Origin of the sequence: Bacillus cereus group sp. RP29, from assembly GCF_040459765.1 — a bacterium.
Classification (GTDB): domain Bacteria; phylum Bacillota; class Bacilli; order Bacillales; family Bacillaceae_G; genus Bacillus_A; species Bacillus_A paranthracis.
The window spans coordinates 1,008,579-1,032,339 of record NZ_JARVHN010000001.1; the positions used below are offsets into that span (position 1 = coordinate 1,008,579).

The window sequence follows — 23,761 nt, forward strand, 5'->3', positions numbered from 1 at the left end:
GAAAATTATGCGCAAAATTATTGTAGGGTCACGAAAGAGTAAATTAGCATTAACGCAAACAAATTGGTTTATTGATCAGTTAAAAGCGCTAGGTTTACCATATGAATTTGAAGTGAAAGAAATCGTCACAAAAGGCGATGTAATTTTAGATGTTACTCTTTCAAAAGTAGGTGGCAAAGGCTTGTTTGTGAAGGAGATTGAACATGCGCTACTTACGAAAGAAATTGATATGGCTGTACATAGTATGAAAGATATGCCGGCCGTACTTCCAGAAGGATTAATGATTGGTTGTACACCAAAGCGTGTTGACCCTCGTGATGCTTTTATCTCAAAAAACGGAGCGTCGTTTAAAGAGTTAGCAGAAGGCGCTATTTTAGGTACGAGTAGTTTAAGACGTAGTGCACAGCTACTCGCTGCGAGACCAGACTTACAAGTGAAGTGGATTCGCGGAAATATCGACACACGTTTACGCAAATTAAAAGAAGAAGATTACGATGCAATTATTTTAGCGACAGCGGGATTACAAAGAATGGGCTGGGATAATGAAGTTATTACAGAACATTTAGATGAGACGTTATGTGTACCTGCTGTAGGACAAGGTGCATTAGCGATTGAGTGTCGTGAGGATGATAAAGATTTACTGCAGTTGTTAGCTCATATGAATGATGGAGTAACAGAAAAAACAGTGGCAGCAGAACGCGTATTTCTTCATAAACTTGAAGGTGGATGCCAAGTTCCAATCGCTGGATATGCAACTCTTACGGAAAACGATGCAATCGAATTAACAGCTCTTGTCGGGTCTATGGACGGTTCGGTTTTATTGAAAGAGACAGTAGTAGGAACTGATCCAGAGAAAGTAGGATTAGAGGCTGCGGACCGTTTAATTAACCAAGGCGCAAAAGAACTCATTCTTGCTGCAAATAAGGGGCAACAATAAATATGAACGCTCTCGCTGGCAAAACGGTATTGATTACACGTGCCCAGCATCAAGCAAAACAAATGAGTGTAGCGGTGAAAAAAAAGAGCGGAATTCCATTGGAAATTCCGCTTTTGCGTATGGAAGGTATGTCTCATAGGCAAATTCAACATATAGCAGGGCAGTTACATTCGTATGACTGGGTTATTTTTACGAGTAAAAATGGGGTAGCTTTTTTTCTAGATCGTTTGAGACAGAAGCTACCTGTAACGACTAAAATTGCTGCAGTAGGTGTGAAAACAAAGTTAGAGTTAGAAAAGCGAGGCTATCGAGTGGATTTTGTTCCAACTTCATTTGTTGCAGAAGTATTTGCAGAAGAGTTTGTAAAAAGATTAAGTGGAAACGAACGTATTTTATTTCCGAAAGGGAATTTAGCAAGAGACGTAATTCCAGTTGCGCTTCGTGAAATGGGTGTTTCTCTAGATGAGCTTATCGTATATGGTACGAAAGAAAATGTAGAGAAAAAGCAAGAGCTTATAGAAGCGTTAGAAGTAGGGAAAGTAGATATTATTACATTTACGAGCCCTTCCACTGTTACTAGTTTTGTTCGTTTACTTGAGGATACAAACTGGAGAGAATGGACAAAAAAATGTACAATTGCTTGTATAGGGCCTATTACGGAAAAAGAGGCGAGCCTTTATTTTCCGCATATTATTATGCCGAAAGAGTACACTGTAGAAGCATTACTACAATGTGTTTGTGAATCTATAAAATAAAAGAATGGGGATAGAAATCTATGAACTCTTTACAATTTAATCGTCATCGTCGCTTAAGACAAAGTGGAGGCATGCGTGCGCTTGTGCGTGAAACGTTTTTACATACGGAAGATTTTATTTACCCTATTTTTGTATTAGAAGGAGAGAATGTTCGTAATGAAGTGCCTTCTATGCCAGGCGTATATCAAATATCTTTAGATTTATTGCAAGCTGAAATGCAAGAAGTTGTTGATTTAGGTATTCGTTCTGTTATTGTATTTGGTTTACCTGCTGAAAAAGATGAAGTTGGATCATCAGCATATTGTGATCATGGAATTGTGCAACGTGCGATTCAGCAAATTAAAGGTGAATTCCCTGATCTAGTAGTAGTTGCGGATACATGTTTATGCCAATTCACAAGCCATGGTCATTGCGGTGTAATTGAAGATGGTATTATTTTAAATGACGAGTCTCTTGCAGTTCTTGCAAAAACAGCTGTAAGCCAAGCGAAAGCAGGAGCGGACATTATTGCGCCATCAAACATGATGGATGGATTCGTAACAGCAATTCGCCACGCATTAGATGAAAATGGTTTTGGACATGTACCAGTTATGTCGTACGCTGTTAAATATTCATCAGCATTTTACGGACCATTCCGTGATGCGGCGCATGGTGCACCGCAATTTGGTGATCGTAAAACATATCAAATGGACCCAGCGAACCGCATGGAAGCATTCCGTGAAGCAGAATCAGATGTAATGGAAGGGGCAGATTTCTTAATTGTAAAGCCAGCTCTTTCTTACTTAGATATCGTTCGTGATGTGAAAAATAACTTTAATTTACCAGTCGTTGCTTATAACGTAAGCGGTGAATATTCAATGATTAAAGCGGCAGCGCAAAATGGCTGGATTAATGAAAAAGAAGTTGTACTTGAAAAATTAATTAGTATGAAACGCGCAGGAGCAGATTTAATTATTACGTATCATGCGAAAGATGCAGCAAGATGGTTACAAGAAGGAGGCGCTAAATAATGAAAAAGTTTGATAAGTCGATTGCAGCGTTTGAAGAGGCTCAAGATTTAATGCCTGGTGGCGTAAATAGCCCAGTTCGTGCTTTTAAGTCTGTCGGTATGAATCCGTTGTTTATGGAGCGTGGAAAAGGCTCTAAAGTATATGATATCGATGGAAATGAATACATCGATTACGTATTATCATGGGGTCCATTAATTCATGGTCATGCAAATGATCGTGTTGTTGAGGCTTTAAAAGCTGTTGCTGAAAAAGGTACGAGCTTCGGTGCTCCAACGGAAATTGAAAATAAATTAGCGAAACTTGTTATTGAGCGTGTTCCATCAATTGAGATTGTGCGTATGGTTAACTCTGGAACAGAAGCGACAATGAGTGCGCTACGTTTAGCTCGTGGTTATACAGGGCGTAACAAAATTTTGAAATTTATCGGTTGTTATCACGGTCATGGTGACTCGTTATTAATTAAAGCGGGTTCTGGTGTAGCAACGCTAGGTTTACCAGATAGCCCTGGTGTACCAGAAGGTGTAGCGAAAAATACGATTACAGTAGCGTATAACGATTTAGAAAGTGTGAAATACGCTTTCGAACAATTCGGTGATGATATTGCTTGTGTCATTGTAGAACCAGTAGCAGGGAATATGGGTGTTGTTCCTCCGCAACCAGGATTTTTAGAAGGTCTTCGTGAAGTAACAGAGCAAAATGGCGCATTGCTTATTTTTGATGAAGTAATGACAGGATTCCGTGTTGCTTATAATTGTGGACAAGGTTATTACGGTGTAACACCTGATTTAACTTGTTTAGGTAAAGTAATCGGTGGTGGATTACCGGTAGGAGCATACGGTGGTAAAGCAGAAATTATGCGCCAAGTTGCACCGAGCGGACCGATTTATCAAGCAGGTACTTTATCAGGTAACCCACTAGCAATGGCAGCAGGTTATGAAACGTTAGTACAGTTAACGCCAGAATCGTATGTAGAATTTGAGCGTAAAGCTGAAATGTTAGAAGCTGGCTTACGTAAAGCGGCTGAAAAACATGGCATTCCACATCATATCAATCGTGCGGGTTCTATGATTGGTATCTTCTTTACAGATGAACCAGTTATTAATTACGATGCAGCAAAATCTTCAAACTTAGAGTTCTTTGCGGCTTACTATCGTGAAATGGTAGAACAAGGGGTATTTTTACCGCCATCTCAATTCGAAGGTTTATTCTTATCGACAGCACATGGTGATGCTGATATTGAAGCGACGATTGCAGCGGCTGAAATTGCAATGTCAAAATTAAAAGCTTAATTGAATAAAGAAAATCGCTCTCCGTAAGGAGAGCGATTTTTTTTTATTCATAAAGTCAGCTTTCCGTACATAAATCTGTAATGACATATAGTTTGGGAGGGGGAAAAGAAGTGGCAACAGATCATTCATTACGTTTTTCATTAAAAGAATCTGTTTGGTTCCAAAAAGGACAGGAAGTCGAAGAACTTTTGTCAATTTCGTTAGATCCAGACGTTGAGATAGAAGAGCTTGATCATGAGGTTATTGTGAGAGGGCAATTAGATTTAACGGGAGAGTATGTTGCAAGGCAAGATGATTCAGCTTATTCATTAAGAGATTTATCGCCAGCGAAGTCAATTGATTATGTAGAAACGAGAGAAGATGGGGTTAATGAACTTGTTCATTCCTTTCCGCTTGAAATATCGATCCCAAGAAACCGTGTGAAAGTAATTGAAGAACTATATGTATCCATCGAGGAATTTGATTATGAATTAAAGGAAAATGGTTGCTTACAATTATTAGCGGATATATCTATTACAGGATTATGTGATGAAGAACGCATCGAGGATGAAGAGGAAGAGAAAGAAACGGCGTATGCTGAGTTGGAAGTTGATTCAGCGCAAGAGGATGAAAATAGACCGACGCCGCAAGTAGAAGAACCAGCTTATAAGGAATCAGATGAGTGGGAAGATTACGCGTTTGAACCGTTCCAACTAGAAGAAAGAAAAGAGCAGGAAGTAGAAGAAGAGGAAATAGAAGAACATGAATTTGTAGAGCGTGAAGAGGAGAAAGAAACAACGCCGCAATTTGAATTGTTCGGACGAAAAGATTTCAAGAAAGAAAAAGCGAAAAAACAAGAAGAGCAAGAAGAAGAAACGTATTCACAGCGAGATGAAAATGCGCTTTATTTAACGAAATTATTTACGAAAGAACCGGAAGAAGAATTTACAAAGTTAAGAATGTATTTCGTGCAAGAAGGAGATACGATCGAATCTGTTGCAGAACGTTATGAAACATCTGTACAAAACTTATACCGTGTCAATCAAACAGAAGATATATATTTAACTACAGGACAAATTATTTATATTCCTGTTTCAAGAGCAAAAGCGAAATAAGTGAGTGTTTTCACTCACTTATTTTTCTAAAGGCTATGTTTTGAATAGAAAGGGTTATTCGTATGGATATGGAATTACGAAATCGTTATGAACCCATTGTAAGGCAATATAGATTGGATACGCAGCATATGGAAGAGCACGGAAGTGTGACGAAAATTTATACGAATCAAGGTCCATATGCGCTCAAGAAAATAGAAGGCAGGAAGTTAGAGCGGAATAACTTTTTGCATCATATTCAATATTTAAAGGAGAAAGGTTTTTCAAATTATGTACCTATATATCATGCGACGGACGGAAATTATATTTTAAGTGACGGTACGTATAATTATTATTTAATGCCTTGGTTAGAGCGTGCGGAAGGGAACGGCGAGGATAATGATCAATACCATAAAATGTTTCAGACTCTCGGAACGTTGCATCAAAAAACGGTAAAAGAAGAAACGTATACAGAAGAGGATTTAGAAAAACATTATACAAATATATCCGATCGCTGGGAAAGTGATGGAGAGATGTTAGAAGAGTTTCTTGTAGAATCGGAAGCGAAGTGGTATATGTCTCCGTTTGAATTGCAATATTGTACGTACTATCATCATGTAATGAGGGCGCGTGAGTTTGCGACGAAGCAATTAAATGAGTGGAACGATGCAATGAAAGAAAAAGAAACAACGCGCATTACTTTTGTACATGGTAACGTATCGCTTAATCATTTTTTATTTGATTATGAACGGAATGGCTATTTTATTAGTTTAGAAAAATCGAAGTTTGCAACACCTGTGCAAGATATTGTAGGGTTTTATTCTCGGTCTTTAAACACATATCCAATTGCGCGAAGTGATCGGTTTGAATGGTATCAAATGTATCAAAAAAATTTCCCTTTTACGAAAGAAGAGCAACTACTCATGTTTGCGTATATGACGTATCCATCGCAATTTATTCGGCAAATCCAGTCTTATAAGAAAAGAAGAGAGCGTCGTAATGAGGAAAATGAACTTCTCGGAGTAAAGAGTTTGCAACAAGCGCATTGGCTCGTTAGTAATATAGAATATTTCCTTTCGCAATTACAAGCTGCCCAGCAAGGGAACGGATAAAGAAGGTAAGTAGAGGATGTTACTTATCTTCTTTTTTTTACTCAAAAAGCTGTAGTATTAAATTTATCTTGACGAATAAGGTTTCGTTTTTTACACTATTGTATATAATAATTAACAATCATATAAATGCCTTGAAGGGGAAGAGTATAACAAGAAACGTCTTCAGAGAGGAGAATCATTAGCTGGGAGATTCTCTAGATAGTTATGTTAGAAGGTAGCCCTGGAGCATCTTTTCTGAACGGAATAGTTCTCATTAGGAAAAGACGGATTTGTCCGTTATCAAATTAAGAGTATAAGCAAATTCCTGAATTTGTTTGTAAATAAAGGTGGTACCGCGATGTCCCTCGTCCTTTTTTGGATGAGGGGCATTTTTTATTTTAAGGAGGGAAAATAATGTCAAACACGGAAAAGAATTTACCAACTAAATATGATCATATGTCCGTTGAAGAAGGCCTTTATCAGTGGTGGTTAGAAGGCAAATATTTTGAAGCAACAGGAGACGAGAAGAAACAACCGTATACAATTGTAATTCCACCTCCGAACGTAACTGGTAAGTTACACTTAGGTCATGCTTGGGATACAACTCTTCAAGATATTTTAACTCGTACGAAGCGTATGCAAGGTTACGATGTATTGTGGCTTCCAGGAATGGACCATGCGGGTATCGCAACACAAGCGAAAGTAGAAGGAAAACTTCGTGAAGAAGGTATTTCACGTTACGATCTTGGCCGTGAGAAATTCCTTGAAAAGGCTTGGGAATGGAAAGAAGAATACGCTTCTCACATTCGTCAACAATGGGGGAAAGTTGGTTTAGGACTAGACTATTCTCGCGAACGTTTCACATTAGACGAAGGTTTATCTGATGCGGTTAATAAAGTATTCGTTCAATTATACGAAAAAGGCTTAATTTACCGCGGTGAATATATTATCAACTGGGACCCGGCAACACGCACAGCTCTTTCTGATATTGAAGTAATTCATAAAGAAGTTCAAGGTGCATTCTACCATATGAACTATCCGTTAACAGATGGATCTGGCCACATTCGTCTTGCAACAACTCGTCCAGAAACGATGCTTGGTGATACAGCGGTAGCGGTTCATCCAGAAGACGATCGTTACAAGCATTTAATCGGAAAAACAGTTACACTTCCAATCGTAGGCCGTGAGATTCCGATTATTGCTGATGAGTATGTAGAAAAAGATTTCGGAACAGGTGTTGTAAAAATTACGCCAGCTCATGACCCGAATGACTTTGAAGTAGGTAACCGTCATGACTTACCACGTATCTTAGTAATGAACGAAGATGGAACGATGAACGAAAAAGCTGGTAAGTATAACGGTATGGATCGTTTCGAGTGCCGTAAAGCGTTAGTAAAAGATTTACAAGAAGCGGGCGTATTAGTAGAAATCGAGCCTCATATGCATTCAGTAGGTCATAGTGAGCGTAGTGGTGCAGTTGTTGAGCCTTACTTATCAACACAATGGTTCGTAAAAATGGCTCCACTTGCTGAGAAGGCAGTAGCGCTTCAGCAAAAAGAAGAAGAGAAAGTAACGTTCGTACCAGAGCGTTTCGAAAACACATATTTACGTTGGATGGAAAATATTCACGACTGGTGTATTTCTCGTCAATTATGGTGGGGACACCGCATTCCAGCTTGGTATCATAAAGAAACTGGTGAAGTATACGTAGGTACAGAAGCACCAGCAGATATTGAAAACTGGAATCAAGATAACGACGTACTTGATACATGGTTCAGTTCAGCACTATGGCCATTCTCAACACTTGGTTGGCCAAATGAAGATGCAGCAGACTTCAAGCGTTACTATTCAACAGATGCACTAGTAACTGGTTATGACATCATCTTCTTCTGGGTATCTCGTATGATTTTCCAAGGTTTAGAGTTTACAGGCGAGCGTCCATTTAAAGATGTATTAATTCACGGTTTAGTTCGTGATGAGCAAGGACGTAAAATGAGTAAATCTCTTGGTAACGGTATTGACCCAATGGAAGTTATCGAGAAGTACGGTGCAGATGCAATGCGTTTCTTCTTATCAACGGGAAGTGCACCAGGTCAAGATTTACGCTTCAGCATGGAGAAAGTAGAATCTACTTGGAACTTCATTAATAAAATTTGGAATGCATCACGTTTCGTATTAATGAACATGGATGACATGAAATATGAAGAAATCGATTTAACTGGTGAAAAATCAGTTGCAGATAAGTGGATTTTAACTCGCTTAAATGAAACAATCGAAAGCGTAACACGTAACATGGATAAATATGAGTTCGGTGAAGCTGGTCGCTCATTATACAACTTTATTTGGGATGATTTCTGTGACTGGTACATTGAAATGGCGAAACTTCCTCTATACGGTGAAGATGAAGCAGCTAAGAAAACAACTCGTTCTATTTTAGCTTACGTATTAGACCAAACAATGCGTCTATTACACCCATTCATGCCATTCGTAACAGAGAAGATTTGGCAACATTTACCGCACGAAGGCGAATCTATTACAGTAGCAGCGTGGCCAACAGTACGCGAAGATTTACAAGATGCAGAAGCTGCAGCAGAAATGCACCTTCTAGTTGATATCATTCGTTCTGTTCGTAATATCCGTGCAGAAGTTAATACGCCAATGAGCAAAAAAGTTCAAATGCAAATTAAAGCAAAAGACGAGGCTGTACTTGCTCAACTTACGAAAAACAGCTCTTACATTGAGCGTTTCTGTAACCCAAGCGAATTAACAATTCAAACGGACTTACAAGCGCCAGAAAAAGCAATGACTGCAATCGTAACAGGTGCAGAGTTATTCTTACCGTTAGCTGATCTTATCAATCTTGATGAAGAGAGAGCGCGTCTTGAGAAAGAGCTTGAGAAGTTCGACAAAGAAGTAGAACGTGTACAGAAGAAACTTTCAAACCAAGGTTTCGTAGCGAAAGCTCCTGCAGCAGTTATTGAAGGAGAGCGTGCGAAAGAGCAAGATTACCTAGAAAAACGCGAAGCAGTTCGCCAACGTCTAGCAGATCTTGAGAAATAAAATGCTTTTTAGAGACTCACTATATTGGTGAGTCTCTTTTCTTTGCGTATAATAGGGTTATGAAGGTTGTTTTTTGAAAGGGGAAAGCATACGTGATACATACATACGAAGAAGCGATAGGGTGGATTCATAGCCGATTGAAGTTTGGTATTAAACCGGGATTAGAAAGAATGAGATGGATGCTAGAAGAGCTCGGAAATCCGGAGCGTCACATAAAATGTGTTCACCTTGCTGGTACAAATGGAAAAGGTTCAACGTTAACATATATGCGCTACATGTTAGAAAATGCAAAATATAAGGTAGGAACATTTACCTCCCCTTATATTGAAACATTTAACGAGCGTATTAGTGTGAATGGAACACCAATTGCAGATGAAGAGATTACTGAACTTGTAAAGATGGTAAAGCCAGTCGTTGAAAAACTAGATGAAACGGATTTAGGGGAAGCGACTGAGTTTGAAATTATTACTGTTATGGCAATTTGTTACTTCGGTAAAGTTAATTTCTGTGATGTTGTTTTATTTGAAACAGGGCTTGGAGGGCGCTTTGATTCTACGAATGTGATTCATCCAGTTCTCACGATTATTACGAATATCGGTCACGATCATATGCATATTTTAGGTAATACATTAGGAGAAATTGCATATGAAAAGGCGGGAATTATTAAGTCTGGTGTTCCGGTTATTACTGGTGTGCAAGATGAGGAAGCGTTGCAAGTCATTCAAAAAGTTGCAAAGGAAAATCAGGCAAACTTATACGAGATGGGCAACCATTTTACAGCGTTACATAAACAGTCTAGTGAAGATGGAGAACAGTTCGATTTCACTTGTCCTTTCGCCTCTTTTGAAGATGTGCGAATCACAATGAAAGGCAGCCATCAAGTAGGAAACGCAGCACTTGCACTTATGGCAGTCATGTATGTAAAAACATACTTATCATTTTTAATTGAGGAAGAAGAAATAAGAACGGGATTACAGGAAGCGTATTGGGTGGGGCGCTTTGAAAAACTGCAAAGTAATCCGGATATTATTATAGATGGTGCTCATAACCCAGAAGGTATTGAAAGTCTTGTGAAAACGGTAGAATCACATTACAAAGATAAAAATGTAATAGTTTTATTTACTGCCCTTGGTGATAAACAATTGCACAATATGGTAGGTCAATTAGAAAGCATCGCCGATGAAATTATTTTTACAACATTCGCCTTTGATCGTGCTATTTCAGCAGGCGAGCTTGCATCGTATGCAAAGGAAGAGTCAAAATTAGTTTTTGAAAATTGGAAAGAGGCAATTGATACGAAGGTTGAAATGCTTGGAGAAAATGATGTTTTTATCATAACAGGTTCTCTTTATTTCATTTCGGAAGTTCGAAAATATATTCGCGAAAAAAACTAGATAGTCTGTACTATCTAGTTTTTTTGTTCTACAAATGAAGTCAAATGCATACATATAAGATAAATATATAGGGTTATTTGGCGAATTCCTCTGACAAATATCTCGTTTTTTTGTGAAATGAATATGATATGATGCGGACAACGATAAGAGGTGAGGTGTGAGTGTATGGACAAGCAATCACGAACGATCTCAGTGAAAGTGAATGGAACAGAAGCGAAGTATGAGGAGAAGAAGAAAGATGAATTTGACTGGATGGTAGTAGAAAGTGAAAGGCCAAAAAACGTTGTTCCGTTTCAAAAATCAAAAGTAGCGTCTACGGAAAAAAATCGAAAGAAGTGGAGCAATACGTTAATTGCAATCGTTGCAACTGCAATTATTATTGGTACGGCGTTTGGGATGGGGATGCTACAGTTACTGAAAGGACAAGGTGCGACAGGAGGAAGTGAAGTAACAGCTTCGAAGCAGATGCGAAAGGAAGAATCAAAGGTGGGTGGAACGGCAGAACAAACACCAGCACCAAAAGAGGGAAAAACAAAAGCACAGACAGGAACGTCATTAGATCCAATGAAATTATTTTTTGTTCAAGGAGGAATCTATTCTTCTGAAGAAAAGGGACAGGCCGCTCTTGAAGAGTGGAAAGGTAATGGAGGTGTAGCAGCCTTAAAACCGAGCGGTGATAAGTATGCATTAGTTGTTGGTATTGCTAGCGATGAACAAGGCATAAACCAATTAATGACGCAGTATAAAAAAGATAATGTCTCCGTATTGAAAAAGGACTGGAATATAACAGATAAAGCGTTACTTAAAGATGATAAAGAAATCGGGGCGTTTTTAACAAAAGTACAGCCATTATATACTCATTTAGCAAAATATGCTTCTAGCGTACAAGCTAGTGAAAAAAGTAATGCAAAAGATATAAGTGCAATCGAAAAAGAGTGGAAAGCGATTGAAAAAGAAGGGAAAAGTATGAAGCAGGAAGAAGCGAAGAAATTGTATATGTATACGTCGGTAGCTGTGCAAACAGTGAAGGATGGAAAAGATGATAAGGAATCATTAGCGAAATTAAATCAAGTTATCATTGATGGTATACTTTCATACGAAAAAATTGTTTCACAAAAGGTGAAATAATAGGATAATGAAATGACGAAGGAAGAAGTGTAGAGGCTTCTTTCTTTTCTTTTGAATTTAGAGTAAAGTGCTTTCTCTATGACAGGAATATAATCGTGTTTTGGTAAGGAAGTATTATTTTGTTTAGAGAAAATAATATTTCTTTTATTTGTGGACAAACTATTCCTTTGATACGATTGATATAAATGATTCTGCTTCATGTGAGAAAGGAAGGAGAAAATATGAAAAAAATTATTTTAGCTTCAGGATCACCTCGCAGGAAGGAATTGCTTGAGTTAGCGGGTGTACCATTTGAAATTGTTGTAAGTGAAGTAGAAGAAACGATTGGTGCGTATTCATCGCCTTCTGATATTGTTATGTCCCTTGCCCTGCAAAAAGCATCTGCGGTAGCAGAAAATAACAGTGATTATATTGTGTTAGGTGCAGACACAATTGTTACATATGAGTCGCGTATTCTTGGAAAGCCATCTAATGGGGCTGAGGCGAAAGAAATGTTGCAATTATTATCAGGGAAAACACATGAGGTGTATACAGGTGTTGCAATTATAGCAAAGGACAAAACAGTCACTTTTTACGAGCGTACAGAAGTTACGTTTTGGGAATTAACAGAAGAGGAAATTGACACATACATTGCATCAAAAGAGCCTTTGGATAAAGCAGGAAGTTATGGGATTCAAGGTAAAGGATCTATTTTTGTTCAACATATTCAAGGGGACTACTATAGTGTAGTTGGGTTACCAATTTCACGTCTTGTTCGGGAATTAAAACAATTTAATATTGATGTAACCCATGCGTAAAACTGCATGGGATTTTCTTTGAGAGAACAAATAAAGGGGTGGAGAAATGAACGGTATTCGTGATGTTGTCAAAGAAGAACAGCCACGGGAGCGTTTATTGTTAGAAGGGGCTGGAAGTTTATCCAATCGGGAGCTTCTTGCAGTGTTACTCAGAACAGGTTCTAAAGAAGAAACAGTTTTAAAGTTATCGGATAAAATTTTGCATCATTTTGATGGTTTACGTATGTTGAAAGACGCAACGCTAGAAGAGTTAGTGAGTATACATGGTGTTGGAGTTGCGAAGGCATCACAGCTCATCGCTGCTTTTGAACTCGGTAGAAGAATGGTGCGTTTAGAATATCAAAATAGATACAGCATTCGAAGCCCGGAAGATTGCGCCAGATATATGATGGAAGAAATGCGCTTCTTGCAACAGGAGCATTTTGTATGTCTCTATTTGAACACAAAGAATCAAGTTATACATAGGCAAACGATTTTTATTGGAAGTTTAAACTCTTCAATTGTACATCCCAGGGAAGTTTTTAAAGAAGCATTTCGCCGTGCAGCAGCCTCTATCATATGTCTTCATAACCATCCCTCAGGAGACCCTGCGCCGAGCCGAGAAGATATTGAAGTAACAAAACGCTTAGTAGAATGCGGTCGGATTATCGGAATTGAAGTGCTCGATCATATTATAATAGGTGACCATAAATTCGTGAGTTTAAAGGAAAAAGGTCATATTTAAGACTATGCTTTTTACTTATTTTGTTTTATAATGTGATTTATGAGTTTTTTGTAGAAAATTATCTACAAAAAGGATAAAGATATAAAAAACGTACTGTTTTTATAATATAAAGTAAGAAAAAATGAGTCCGTGAAAACAAGAAAGGAAGATAAATAATATGTTTGGATTTGGTGGCTTTACTCGCGATCTTGGAATAGACTTAGGAACTGCGAACACGCTTGTATATGTAAAGGGAAAAGGTGTAGTTTTACGTGAACCTTCAGTAGTAGCGTTACAAACTGATACGAAACAAATCGTTGCTGTAGGTAGCGATGCAAAACAAATGATTGGTCGTACACCAGGAAACGTTGTGGCACTTCGCCCGATGAAAGACGGTGTAATTGCTGATTACGAAACAACAGCAACAATGATGAAATATTACATTCAACAAGCTCAAAAATCAAATGGATTCTTCTCACGTAAGCCTTATGTAATGGTATGTGTACCATCTGGTATTACAGCTGTAGAAAGACGTGCAGTAATCGATGCGACTCGTCAAGCTGGTGCTCGTGATGCTTATCCTATCGAAGAACCATTTGCAGCAGCAATTGGTGCAAACTTACCTGTTTGGGAACCAACTGGTAGCATGGTTGTTGATATTGGTGGCGGTACAACAGAAGTTGCAATCATTTCTTTAGGTGGTATTGTAACAAGTCAATCAGTTCGTGTTGCTGGTGATGATATGGATGATTCAATCATTCAGTACATTAAGAAAAGCTACAACTTAATGATCGGTGAAAGAACAGCTGAAGCATTAAAATTAGAAATCGGTTCTGCAGGCGAGCCAGAAGGTATCGAGCCTATGGAAATTCGCGGTCGTGATTTAGTAAGTGGTTTACCAAAAACAGTACTAATTCAGCCAGAAGAAATTGCAGATGCATTAAAAGATACAGTAGATGCCATTGTAGAATCTGTTAAAAATACGTTAGAGAAAACTCCACCTGAATTAGCGGCAGACATTATGGACCGTGGTATCGTATTAACAGGTGGCGGAGCATTACTACGTAACTTAGATAAAGTAATTAGTGAAGAAACAAATATGCCAGTTCTTGTTGCAGAAGACCCATTAGATTGCGTAGCAATTGGAACGGGTAAAGCATTAGACAATATCGATCTTTTCAAAACTGCTGCTCGATAATATTGCAAAATAAAAATCAATGAAATTAAGAGGGTGTGAACGTGCCACAGTTTTTCTTAAACAAAAGATTAATTGTTTTGTTAGTTAGTATTATTCTTCTCGTGGCATTGATTGGAATCTCATTGAAAGAACGGAACAGTTTAACATGGCCAGAGCAGTTTGTTAAAGACACTGTCGGTGTTGTAGAACGTGTATTCCAAAAGCCAGCGAAATACGTAGCTGGATTCTTCGAAAATGTAGAGGATGTAAAGCGCACGTATGAAGAGAATAAAGAATTAAAAGCAAAATTAGACAATTATGCAGGTCTATCAGGGAAAGTAAAACAATTAGAAGATGATAACAAGAAGTTACAAGAGTTAACGGGTAAAGATAAGTTAAATAGCGGTTATACTGAAATTCCAGCGACTGTTGTTTCTCGTAATCCAGATAAATGGTACGATTTAGTTGGACTTGATAAAGGGGCACAGCAAGGAATAAAAAAAGATATGGCTGTATTAACTCCACAAGGTTTAGTGGGACGAGTGAAAAGTGTATCTCAGTTTACATCATCAGTAGAATTGTTAAGTTCTATGAGCCGAACAAATCGTGTTTCTGCTATCGTACAAGGGAATGAGAAAATCTTTGGATTGATTGAAGGTTACGATAAAGAAAAGCACTTACTTCTTTTCACAAAGATTGGTTCTGATGCACCGGTAGATAAGGATCAACTAGTTGTAACATCTGGGCTCGGTGATATTTTCCCGAAAGGTCTTGTAATTGGAAAAATCGTTGAAGTTCAGCAGGATCCATACGGTTTAACAAAAACAGCTTATGTAAAGCCAGCCGCTGATTTAAATGACGTAGAGCATGTTGTAGTTGCGAAACGTGAAACGCCTTCAGCGCCATTAGAATAGGAGGGGGAGAAGAGATGATGAAGATTTTAAAAAGAGCAGCTCTTCCTCTTTTGCTCCTTTTTGCTTTTTTATTTGAAAATATGTTTGCTACTATTGTTCCAACAGAGGTTTTTTGGAAAGACAGTATAGCATCACCTCATTTCTTTATCATTGTGTTATGTTTTATTACTGTGTACTATAGTCCGGTCCAAGGGATTTATTACGGACTATTATTTGGTTTCTTATTTGATACCGTATACACGGAACTTGTTGGTATATATATTTTTGCGTATCCGATTTTAGTTTATTTAGTTTATAGTGTGATGAAGGTACTACAATTGAATTTATTTATTGTTACTTCTATCGTACTAGCTAGCATAGTAGCATTAGAGTATTATGTGTATGGATTTTTAACTTTGTTAGGACGTACTCATATGTCGGCGTATGTCTTTTTCACAGATCGTCTCCTGTCTACTTTATTGCTAAATGCAATTTTCTTATTGATAGTTTGTTTCCCACTGAGACGATATTTAGTGCGTCTTTCAAAAGCGATGGAAGAAAAAGAAAAAAGGATTTTCTAATTTTATGTCGAATTGAATCGGTGGGGTGAACTTTAGTGGAAGAAAAAAAGCAACAAAATGTAACAATAAAAGGGACAAAAGACGGAATAACCCTTCATTTAGATGATTGTTGTTCATTCTCTGAATTATTGAAGGAATTGGATGAAAAGCTTTCTACACATTACTATGATGGTGATGGACGCTCTTTAATTGAAGTGCATGTGAAAGTAGGAAACCGTTATTTAACAGAAGTCCAACAAGAAGAGATTCGTACGTTAATTCGTAATAAAAAGAATCTCGTTGTGGATTCGATTGAAAGTGATGTTATAACGAAAGAGGAAGCAATAGCTTGGAAAGAAGAAACAGAAATCGTCCCTATTTCCAAAATTGTTCGCTCTGGACAAGTTTTACATGTAAAAGGAAATTTATTGTTAATTGGTGATGTTAATCCAGGCGGAACGGTTATCGCTGGGGGGAATATTTTTGTCGTAGGATCATTAAGAGGAATTGCACATGCGGGCTATTATGGGGATTCAGATGCTGTAATCGCTGCATCTGTTATGAACCCGATGCAACTTCGAATTAGTGATGTGGCAATGCGGGCTCCGGAAGAGAAAGAAGACGGAGCGGAGGCGGCAGAATGTGCGTATATTAATGAGAACAATCACATTGTTGTCGATCGACTGCAACTTCTCACTCATCTTAGACCTAATTTAACAAAGTTAGAAAGGGGAATTGTATAGCTGTGGGAGAGGCAATAGTAATTACATCTGGAAAAGGCGGTGTAGGTAAAACTACAACGTCTGCGAACATTGGGACAGCCCTAGCGTTATCTGGAAAGAAAGTGTGCTTAATTGACACAGATATCGGTCTTCGAAACTTAGACGTAGTAATGGGGCTGGAAAATCGTATTGTATTTGATCTTGTTGATGTCGTTGAAGGGCGTTGCCGTTTACCTCAGGCTCTTATTAAAGATAAACGTTTTGATGATCTTTATTTATTACCTGCAGCACAAACGAGTGATAAATCAGCGGTAACACCTGAACAAATGGATGAATTAATACAAGTATTACGTCAAGATTATGATTACATATTAATTGATTGTCCTGCGGGGATTGAGCAGGGATTTAAAAACGCGGTAGCTGGTGCGGATAAAGCAATTGTTGTTACGACGCCAGAAGTATCCTCAATGCGCGATGCGGATCGTATTATCGGGCTTTTAGAAAAAGAGGATATTGAACCACCGAAACTTGTTATTAATCGTGTGCGTAGTCATATGCTTCATGAACAGGATATGTTAGATGTTGATGAAATCGTACGTACATTGTCAATCGAGCTTCTTGGTGTTGTCGAAGATGATGATGAAGTTATTCGTGCTACAAATACAGGTGAGCCTGTAGCGTTGCAACCGAGCGGAAAAGCAGCGTTAGCTTATCGTAATATTGCAAGACGTTTGTTGGGTGAGAATGTCCCATTACAAGCATTTGAACAAGAAAAGGTATCGGTATTTACAAAGGTGAAAAACTTCTTTGGAATCCGTTAAAAGCACTTCGCATATTTGCGGAGTGCTTTCTTTTTTCTTCACACGAATATCTTCCATACCTAGCTCATACATATGTACAAACTGTATACAACTGTTTCTATGTACATTAGCTTAACGAAAGAAAGGAGACAGTATGAAGAATAGACGTGTAGAAGAAATTAAAAAACGGATTGCGAAGAGGAAGGCAGAGCAAGAAAGGATGGAGGAAGAGCAGTATTTTGCTGGAGGGAATTTTGATAGTGAAACAGTATTTATTGAAGATGGAGAAAAGGAAATTCATCCTTTATTTCGAAAAGAAGTGTTTTTCTTCAAAGTATTGTTATCAGTAATATTAGTTCTTTCTGTCGCTATTTTATATAAGAATGCACCAGCTTCTTTTGACGGTGCTAAAGCTGTTACAGAAAAAGTGATGAAAGAAGAATTTCAGTTTGCTACTGTAGCGAAATGGTACGAAAAACAGTTTGGAAAACCGCTCGTGTTCTATTCGCCTAATGAGAAAAAAGAAGAAAAGATTCAGCAAAAAGATTATGCCATTCCTGCTTCCGGAAAGGTAATGCAAGGGTTTCAAAAAAATGGCCAAGGTGTATTTGTACAAACAGCTACAAATGCAACTGTTGAGTCAGTGAATGAAGGGCTAGTAGTTTTTGCGGGCAAGAAAGAGGAACTTGGTAATACAGTTCAAATTCAGCATGCAGATGGTACGGAGTCATGGTATGCAAATTTAAATGATATGTCAGTGAAATTATATGATTACGTTTCAAAGAAACAAAAAATTGGAACAGTGAATAATGATGCGAATAATAAAAATGGTAAGTTTTATTTCGCAATAAAAAAGGATGAAAAATTTATTGATCCGATTCAGGTGATTTCATTTGATTAAATATAGAGATGTTTTAACAAAGATTTCAGTACATCCGTTGTTTTGGGTTATTATTGTCATTGGTATTTTCACGGCACGTTTTAAAGAGTTACTACTGTTATTTTGTATCGTTCTCATCCATGAACTTGGGCATGCTTTTGCAGCGGCACATTATAATTGGCGTATTAAGAAGATTCAACTTTTGCCGTTTGGTGGTGTGGCTGAGCTTGAGGAACATGGGAATAAATCATTGAAAGAGGAACTAGTTGTTGTAATTGCAGGACCTATTCAACATATTTGGATGATGGCGGTAGGCTATATGTTGTTTGAAGCTGGTTGGCTTCATGCGGAATTATATTATTTCTTTATGTGGAATAATATAATTATTTTAGCGTTTAATTTACTACCTATTTGGCCTCTTGATGGTGGAAAAGTATTGTTTAACGTACTATCATATCGTTTTCCTTATTTACAAGCACATGAAAAGATGATGAAATTATCATGTGTTTTTTTTAGTGTCATACTAGGATGGCAGTTACTTTGGAATAGTAACAATATTATGATGTGGGTACTACTCATATTTTTAGCGGTGTCGTTATATCAAGAATGGAAGCAAAGACGGTATGCCTTTATGCGTTTTTTATTAGAACGTTATTATGGGAACAAAAGAGGAATTGAAAAGATTGCACCGATTGAGGTGCAATCAGAAGATCATTTATATAAGATATTCACAAAATTTCGTAGAGGCTATAAGCATTCTATTATCGTCCGCGGAAAATATAAAGAACATTACACATTGGATGAAAATGAATTGCTTTATGCGTATTTTACTGAAAAACGAACAACTTCATCTGTTGAAGAATTAATCGGTTAGTGTTGACGTTAGCACTAACCTTTTATTATTGTAAAAGCAAAGAAGATTATAAAGTGAGGAAAGTATTTTGAAAACGTTATATATGAACTACGCTGGATCGGAAAAACGCGTTGCAATTGAAGAGAATAAGAAAATTGTTGAGTTTTTATGGAAACGAAATGAAGAACAAGAGATTGTTGGGCATATTTATGTTGGACGTATCGTAAGAACGATTGCTGGAATGAACGCAGCTTTTGTAAATATCGGTTTAGAAAAACATGCGTATCTTTCGTACGATGATGTACCATCTTCTTATCGAATACATGAAGGACAAGCGGTACTCGTACAAGTTGTGAAAGAGGCAATTGATACGAAAGGGCCAAAATTGACAGCGAACATAGAATTTACCGGGAAATATGTCGTTTATATGCCATATGATGAAATGCGCGCGGTTTCTCGGAAAATAAAAAACAATAAAAGAAGGCAACAACTACTCCAAATTGAAGTGGAAGGGACAGGAGGTTATATTTTCCGCTCTGCTTCTGAAAAAGGAGAAATTGAAGAAATACAAGCTGAAATGCAAAGGTTACAGCAGTTATATGAAGAGTTAAAAAGAAAAGAGGGCCAAGGAAAGGCACCGTTACTACTTCATCGACCGGCGACTTTTTTAGATCGTGTATTTCAAGAGAATCCGATTGAAACGATTGAAAAAGTAATTGTAGATACAAGAAGTATAGTAAAAGAGTTAGAAGAAAAAGTTGGTAAAGAGAAAGTGTCCTTTTATAATGAAAAATCTTCAATGTTTAACCATTTTGGAATAGAGCGTGAAATTGAGAAAGCACTTCAAAAAATTGTGTGGCTCCCGAATGGCGCTTATTTAATTGTGGAGCAAATGGAGACGATGACTGTAATTGATGTGAATACGGGTAAGTTTACTGGAAAACAGAATTTACAAGATACAGTCCTTCGTACAAATGAAGTGGCAGCTGAAGAGATAGCGCGTCAATTAAGACTGCGTGATATTGGTGGTATGATATTAATTGACTTTATTAATATGAAAAGAAGAGAAGATAAAGAAAAAATAAGAGAATGTCTCATCGCTGCTATGCAACATGATCGTACATATACAAGGGTGCTTGGGTTTACAGAGTTAGGGATTTTAGAGATGACGCGTAAACGTAAAAAACATTCTTTACGTGACGTATTACTTGAAGAGTGTGCACCGTGTAAAGCGACAGGGTATGTGATGTCATATGAAACGATTGCGTATGAGCTAGAGAGAGAGCTAATTACATATGGAAATATAGAAGATGAGGCGGTATTAATCTCTGCACCTAAAGAACTGCAAAAACAATTTTTGCAAAAAGAATTACAAAAAAATATTCCATTTGAAATTTATTTCAAAGATGATATGATCGAAAAGTACGCTATTATCCGTTTTGGAAGTAAAAAAGAAATTATAGAACGGAAAAAATAGTTATTAGAACTTTCATTGACAATAGTCTATGATTCATGATAACATCTTTATGTTATAGTTTATAGCACCTAAACGGCTATATGCTACAACCGCACAAGACAGGTTCCTTAAAGGCATTTATGTCTACCTCGTTTTTGGCGAGTCTTAGTAATTAAGAGGAGGTGCAAGTATGTACGCAATTATCGAAACAGGTGGAAAACAAATCAAAGTTGAAGCTGGTCAAGAAATCTACATTGAAAAATTAGATGTTGAAGCTGGTGAAACTGTTACTTTTGACAAAGTTCTTTTCGTTGGTGGCGAAAACGTGAAAGTTGGTAGCCCAGTTGTAGAAGGTGCAACAGTTACTGCGAAAGTTGAAAAACACGGTCGCGCTAAGAAAATCATCGTTTTCAAATACAAAGCGAAAAAGAACAATCGTAAGAAACAAGGTCATCGTCAACCTTACACTAAGCTAGTTGTTGAAGCTATCAACGCTTAATTCTGGTTAACATGATTAAAATTACGATAAGTCGCACGAAATTAGGAAGTATCCAATCATTTAAAATGACTGGACATGCCGATTATGCGCCACATGGACAAGATCTTGTCTGTGCTGGAACTACAGCGGTTGTGTTTGGTTCCATAAATGCTGTGGAAGAACTTTGTAATGTGCAGGCAACTATTGAACTCGGAAGTGATGGTGGATTCTTAACGTATGAATTGCCTAATGATTTAGACGTTCATACAGCAGAAAAAGCACAGATACTTTTAGAAGGATTGGTTGTTTCGCTTAAGACGATCGAACTTGATTACGGAAAGTATATCCGTTTAATAGAAAAAGTGCAGGAGGTGTAACGTATGTTAAGATTAGATCTTCAGTTTTTCGCATCTAAGAAAGGTGTAGGTAGTACAAAGAACGGTCGTGACTCTCAGTCAAAACGTCTTGGTGCTAAACGCGCAGATGGTCAAACGGTTACAGGTGGTTCAATTCTTTACCGTCAACGCGGTACAAAAATTTATCCAGGTGTTAACGTTGGTCGTGGTGGCGATGACACTTTATACGCGAAAGTTGACGGCGTAGTACGCTTCGAGCGTCTTGGCCGTGACCGCAAACAAGTGAGCGTATATCCTGTTGCTCAAGAAGCATAAGAACTCACGGAAAACTCTAACCTGAGTGCAGGTTAGAGTTTTTCTATATTAAGGAGTATCTAAATGAATAAAAAATGGACAATTATAGATGCATTGCGCCATTCAAGACATGATTGGCTCAATCGTATGCAGATGGTGAAAGGAAACCTTTCCCTTGGAAAAGTGGAAGAAATTCATAGTCTCATCGATCGTTTTGTCCAAGAAGCGAGACAAGAATCCAATCTGATGGGGCTATCAATGCCTTTATTTTCAGAGTGGATTTTAACATATAATTGGAAACAGCAGCCGTGCTTATTGGAGTACGAAGTATTAGGGAATTTACATAACTTATCTCACTTAGATGAGACTGTATGTACATGGACGAATCAATTTTTCTCAATGCTTCAGCATAGTTTAGACGTATATGTTGAAAATTATGTTTGTATCACAATTGAATGTGACGCGGAGAATGCTCGTTTCTTTTTTGATTTTCGTGGTAAGCTAACGAGTGTAGAAGAACTACAGAATTGGCTTGCGAACCAAAACAATAAATGGTATTCCATTTCTTATACAGTAAGAGACGAAGAAGTCTCAGTTATATTACAACCAATTGAAAAAAGTGTGGTGAAATAATGTTTGTAGATCAGGTCAAGATATATGTAAAAGGCGGCGACGGTGGTAACGGAATGGTTGCGTATCGTCGTGAGAAGTATGTTCCAAAAGGTGGTCCAGCAGGTGGCGACGGTGGTAAAGGTGCAGATGTTGTTTTCGTTGTTGAAGAAGGCTTACGTACATTAATGGACTTCCGCTACCAACGTCATTTCAAAGCTGATCGTGGTCAGCACGGAATGAGTAAAGGGCAGCACGGTCGTAAAGCTGAAGATTTAATCGTTAAAGTTCCGCCAGGAACGGTAGTAAAAGATGAAAAAACAGGTCAAATTCTTGCGGATTTAGTAACACATGGACAAACAGCTGTAATTGCAAAAGGTGGCCGCGGTGGCCGTGGTAACTCACGTTTCGCAACAGCTACGAACCCAGCGCCAGAAATTGCTGAGAATGGGGAACCAGGTCAAGAACGTGATGTCATTCTAGAACTTAAAGTACTAGCAGACGTTGGACTTGTTGGATTCCCAAGTGTAGGTAAATCTACATTATTATCTGTCGTATCATCAGCACGTCCGAAAATTGCAGAGTATCACTTTACAACAATCGTTCCAAACCTTGGTGTTGTTGAAACAGGTGATAACCGCAGCTTCGTTATGGCTGATCTTCCTGGACTAATTGAAGGCGCACATGCCGGCGTTGGACTTGGTCATCAATTCCTGCGTCATATTGAGCGTACACGTGTAATCGTGCATGTAATTGATATGTCTGGTTTAGAAGGCCGTGATCCATATGAAGATTACGTAACGATTAATAATGAATTAAAAGAATACAATCTTCGCTTAACGGAGCGTCCACAAGTTGTTGTTGCAAACAAAATGGATATGCCAGATGCAGAAGAAAACTTACAAGCATTTAAAGAGAAAGTGGGAGACGAAGTAAAAATCTTCCCAATCTCAGCTGTAACGAAACAAGGTGTTCGTGATTTATTATTTGAAGTAGCGAACTTATTAGAAACAACACCTGAATTCCCAATACATGAAGTTGCGGATGAGTCTGATACAAGTGTAATGTACAAACTTGAGACTGAAGGTGTTAAATTTGACATTACACGTGAAAGTGATGGCACGTTTGTTATCTCTGGTTACGATATCGAGAAAACATTTAAGATGACAGACTTCTCACGTGATGAATCTGTACGTCGTTTCGCTCGCCAAATGCGCGGAATGGGTATTGATGAAGCGCTTCGTGCACGTGGTGCAAAAGACGGAGATATTGTAAAAATTCTTGAATATGAATTTGAATTTATCGACTAAGACTGCCGAAATATGGCAGTCTTTTTTTATATCGTAAAAGTCTGATTTATACAGGAAAAAATCCCCACTAATTAAATTTTCAATTTATAATAGAAAAAGAAGTGGTTTTATAAGAACTTTTTATGGGGAGAAAGTGAAC

Annotated in this window: 24 protein-coding genes and 2 other annotated features; all 24 genes read left to right on the forward strand. The window is 37.9% G+C overall.

What is annotated here, in order from left to right; all coding sequences use genetic code 11:
• The first annotated feature begins 7 nt into the window (after positions 1-7).
• The 24 genes from hemC (at position 8) to obgE (ending at position 23,622) form a co-directional block, all read left to right on the forward strand.
• Positions 8-937, forward strand: a complete 930-nt coding sequence (gene hemC / locus QCI47_RS05245) for a hydroxymethylbilane synthase (RefSeq protein ID WP_001226412.1) — start codon at positions 8-10, stop codon at positions 935-937.
• A gap of 2 nt (positions 938-939) precedes the next feature.
• A complete protein-coding gene (hemD, locus tag QCI47_RS05250) occupies positions 940-1,692 on the forward strand; it encodes a uroporphyrinogen-III synthase (RefSeq protein ID WP_061132101.1) in 753 nt (250 codons plus the stop codon).
• A 20-nt stretch (positions 1,693-1,712) separates the two neighbouring features.
• Positions 1,713-2,702 (forward strand): porphobilinogen synthase, encoded by a 990-nt coding sequence (hemB, locus tag QCI47_RS05255; protein WP_001087058.1) that lies wholly within the window; start codon positions 1,713-1,715, stop codon positions 2,700-2,702.
• Positions 2,702-3,991 carry a glutamate-1-semialdehyde 2,1-aminomutase gene (gene hemL, locus QCI47_RS05260; RefSeq protein ID WP_309422287.1) on the forward strand — a complete coding sequence of 430 codons (1,290 nt, stop codon included), beginning with the start codon at positions 2,702-2,704 and terminating at the stop codon, positions 3,989-3,991. The genes hemB and hemL overlap by 1 nt, the downstream gene beginning before the upstream one ends.
• A gap of 110 nt (positions 3,992-4,101) precedes the next feature.
• Positions 4,102-5,085, forward strand: a complete 984-nt coding sequence (spoVID, locus tag QCI47_RS05265) for a stage VI sporulation protein D (protein ID WP_000179732.1) — start codon at positions 4,102-4,104, stop codon at positions 5,083-5,085.
• A 62-nt stretch (positions 5,086-5,147) separates the two neighbouring features.
• Positions 5,148-6,173: a spore coat protein YsxE gene (ysxE, locus tag QCI47_RS05270; RefSeq protein WP_000367001.1), complete on the forward strand. Its 1,026-nt coding sequence runs from the start codon at positions 5,148-5,150 to the stop codon at positions 6,171-6,173.
• Between the two features lie 122 nt (positions 6,174-6,295).
• Positions 6,296-6,528: a binding site (T-box leader), on the forward strand.
• Between the two features lie 38 nt (positions 6,529-6,566).
• The gene (locus tag QCI47_RS05275) at positions 6,567-9,212 is read left to right on the forward strand and encodes a valine--tRNA ligase (protein WP_000072229.1); all 2,646 of its coding nucleotides are present in this window, start codon (positions 6,567-6,569) and stop codon (positions 9,210-9,212) included.
• Between the two features lie 92 nt (positions 9,213-9,304).
• Entirely contained in the window at positions 9,305-10,606 is a 1,302-nt protein-coding gene (locus QCI47_RS05280; RefSeq protein WP_000582084.1) for a bifunctional folylpolyglutamate synthase/dihydrofolate synthase, read from the forward strand.
• Between the two features lie 165 nt (positions 10,607-10,771).
• Positions 10,772-11,734, forward strand: a complete 963-nt coding sequence (locus QCI47_RS05285) for a stage II sporulation protein B (protein ID WP_309422285.1) — start codon at positions 10,772-10,774, stop codon at positions 11,732-11,734.
• Positions 11,735-11,955: 221 nt separating this feature from the next.
• Positions 11,956-12,531, forward strand: coding sequence for a Maf family protein (locus tag QCI47_RS05290; protein ID WP_061132104.1), 576 nt, complete (start codon positions 11,956-11,958; stop codon positions 12,529-12,531).
• A gap of 46 nt (positions 12,532-12,577) precedes the next feature.
• Entirely contained in the window at positions 12,578-13,255 is a 678-nt protein-coding gene (radC, locus tag QCI47_RS05295; protein ID WP_001013381.1) for a DNA repair protein RadC, read from the forward strand.
• Between the two features lie 157 nt (positions 13,256-13,412).
• Complete coding sequence (gene mreB / locus QCI47_RS05300) at positions 13,413-14,432, forward strand: cell shape-determining protein MreB (protein ID WP_000466737.1); 1,020 nt, start codon at positions 13,413-13,415, stop codon at positions 14,430-14,432.
• 41 nt (positions 14,433-14,473) lie between these two features.
• On the forward strand, positions 14,474-15,325 hold the full coding sequence (mreC, locus tag QCI47_RS05305; protein ID WP_001135483.1) for a rod shape-determining protein MreC: 852 nt from the start codon (positions 14,474-14,476) through the stop codon (positions 15,323-15,325).
• A 14-nt stretch (positions 15,326-15,339) separates the two neighbouring features.
• Positions 15,340-15,885 (forward strand): rod shape-determining protein MreD, encoded by a 546-nt coding sequence (gene mreD, locus QCI47_RS05310; RefSeq protein ID WP_000975746.1) that lies wholly within the window; start codon positions 15,340-15,342, stop codon positions 15,883-15,885.
• A gap of 35 nt (positions 15,886-15,920) precedes the next feature.
• Entirely contained in the window at positions 15,921-16,607 is a 687-nt protein-coding gene (gene minC, locus QCI47_RS05315; RefSeq protein ID WP_000391517.1) for a septum site-determining protein MinC, read from the forward strand.
• A 2-nt stretch (positions 16,608-16,609) separates the two neighbouring features.
• Positions 16,610-17,407 (forward strand): septum site-determining protein MinD, encoded by a 798-nt coding sequence (gene minD, locus QCI47_RS05320; RefSeq protein ID WP_000503311.1) that lies wholly within the window; start codon positions 16,610-16,612, stop codon positions 17,405-17,407.
• Between the two features lie 133 nt (positions 17,408-17,540).
• Positions 17,541-18,287 carry a stage IV sporulation protein SpoIVFA gene (spoIVFA, locus tag QCI47_RS05325; protein WP_061132105.1) on the forward strand — a complete coding sequence of 249 codons (747 nt, stop codon included), beginning with the start codon at positions 17,541-17,543 and terminating at the stop codon, positions 18,285-18,287.
• Positions 18,280-19,140, forward strand: coding sequence for a stage IV sporulation intramembrane metalloprotease SpoIVFB (gene spoIVFB, locus QCI47_RS05330; RefSeq protein WP_000599049.1), 861 nt, complete (start codon positions 18,280-18,282; stop codon positions 19,138-19,140). The genes spoIVFA and spoIVFB overlap by 8 nt, the downstream gene beginning before the upstream one ends.
• 67 nt (positions 19,141-19,207) lie before the next feature.
• Positions 19,208-20,596: an Rne/Rng family ribonuclease gene (locus QCI47_RS05335; RefSeq protein WP_000855455.1), complete on the forward strand. Its 1,389-nt coding sequence runs from the start codon at positions 19,208-19,210 to the stop codon at positions 20,594-20,596.
• Between the two features lie 77 nt (positions 20,597-20,673).
• Positions 20,674-20,751 (forward strand) — a sequence feature (ribosomal protein L21 leader region).
• 14 nt (positions 20,752-20,765) lie between these two features.
• Complete coding sequence (rplU, locus tag QCI47_RS05340) at positions 20,766-21,074, forward strand: 50S ribosomal protein L21 (RefSeq protein ID WP_000270908.1); 309 nt, start codon at positions 20,766-20,768, stop codon at positions 21,072-21,074.
• Positions 21,075-21,085: 11 nt separating this feature from the next.
• Entirely contained in the window at positions 21,086-21,430 is a 345-nt protein-coding gene (locus QCI47_RS05345; protein WP_001993153.1) for a ribosomal-processing cysteine protease Prp, read from the forward strand.
• Between the two features lie 3 nt (positions 21,431-21,433).
• Positions 21,434-21,724, forward strand: a complete 291-nt coding sequence (rpmA, locus tag QCI47_RS05350) for a 50S ribosomal protein L27 (RefSeq protein ID WP_000944958.1) — start codon at positions 21,434-21,436, stop codon at positions 21,722-21,724.
• A gap of 63 nt (positions 21,725-21,787) precedes the next feature.
• Positions 21,788-22,336, forward strand: a complete 549-nt coding sequence (locus QCI47_RS05355) for a sporulation initiation phosphotransferase B (protein WP_001037006.1) — start codon at positions 21,788-21,790, stop codon at positions 22,334-22,336.
• Positions 22,336-23,622 (forward strand): GTPase ObgE, encoded by a 1,287-nt coding sequence (obgE, locus tag QCI47_RS05360; RefSeq protein WP_000497115.1) that lies wholly within the window; start codon positions 22,336-22,338, stop codon positions 23,620-23,622. The genes QCI47_RS05355 and obgE overlap by 1 nt, the downstream gene beginning before the upstream one ends.
• The last annotated feature ends 139 nt before the right edge of the window (positions 23,623-23,761 follow it).

Excerpts from the sequence above, each read along its gene's own strand:
- obgE (WP_000497115.1), top strand. The coding sequence starts at position 22,336 with ATGTTTGTAGATCAGGTCAAGATATATGTAAAAGGCGGCGACGGTGGT.
- QCI47_RS05290 (WP_061132104.1), top strand. The coding sequence starts at position 11,956 with ATGAAAAAAATTATTTTAGCTTCAGGATCACCTCGCAGGAAGGAATTG.
- hemB (WP_001087058.1), top strand. The coding sequence starts at position 1,713 with ATGAACTCTTTACAATTTAATCGTCATCGTCGCTTAAGACAAAGTGGA.
- QCI47_RS05355 (WP_001037006.1), top strand. The coding sequence starts at position 21,788 with ATGAATAAAAAATGGACAATTATAGATGCATTGCGCCATTCAAGACAT.
- mreB (WP_000466737.1), top strand. The coding sequence starts at position 13,413 with ATGTTTGGATTTGGTGGCTTTACTCGCGATCTTGGAATAGACTTAGGA.
- QCI47_RS05275 (WP_000072229.1), top strand. The coding sequence starts at position 6,567 with ATGTCAAACACGGAAAAGAATTTACCAACTAAATATGATCATATGTCC.
- rpmA (WP_000944958.1), top strand. The coding sequence starts at position 21,434 with ATGTTAAGATTAGATCTTCAGTTTTTCGCATCTAAGAAAGGTGTAGGT.
- radC (WP_001013381.1), top strand. The coding sequence starts at position 12,578 with ATGAACGGTATTCGTGATGTTGTCAAAGAAGAACAGCCACGGGAGCGT.
- hemL (WP_309422287.1), top strand. The coding sequence starts at position 2,702 with ATGAAAAAGTTTGATAAGTCGATTGCAGCGTTTGAAGAGGCTCAAGAT.
- spoIVFA (WP_061132105.1), top strand. The coding sequence starts at position 17,541 with ATGAAGAATAGACGTGTAGAAGAAATTAAAAAACGGATTGCGAAGAGG.
- hemD (WP_061132101.1), top strand. The coding sequence starts at position 940 with ATGAACGCTCTCGCTGGCAAAACGGTATTGATTACACGTGCCCAGCAT.
- QCI47_RS05345 (WP_001993153.1), top strand. The coding sequence starts at position 21,086 with ATGATTAAAATTACGATAAGTCGCACGAAATTAGGAAGTATCCAATCA.
- ysxE (WP_000367001.1), top strand. The coding sequence starts at position 5,148 with ATGGATATGGAATTACGAAATCGTTATGAACCCATTGTAAGGCAATAT.
- hemC (WP_001226412.1), top strand. The coding sequence starts at position 8 with ATGCGCAAAATTATTGTAGGGTCACGAAAGAGTAAATTAGCATTAACG.
- rplU (WP_000270908.1), top strand. The coding sequence starts at position 20,766 with ATGTACGCAATTATCGAAACAGGTGGAAAACAAATCAAAGTTGAAGCT.
- mreD (WP_000975746.1), top strand. The coding sequence starts at position 15,340 with ATGATGAAGATTTTAAAAAGAGCAGCTCTTCCTCTTTTGCTCCTTTTT.
- QCI47_RS05285 (WP_309422285.1), top strand. The coding sequence starts at position 10,772 with ATGGACAAGCAATCACGAACGATCTCAGTGAAAGTGAATGGAACAGAA.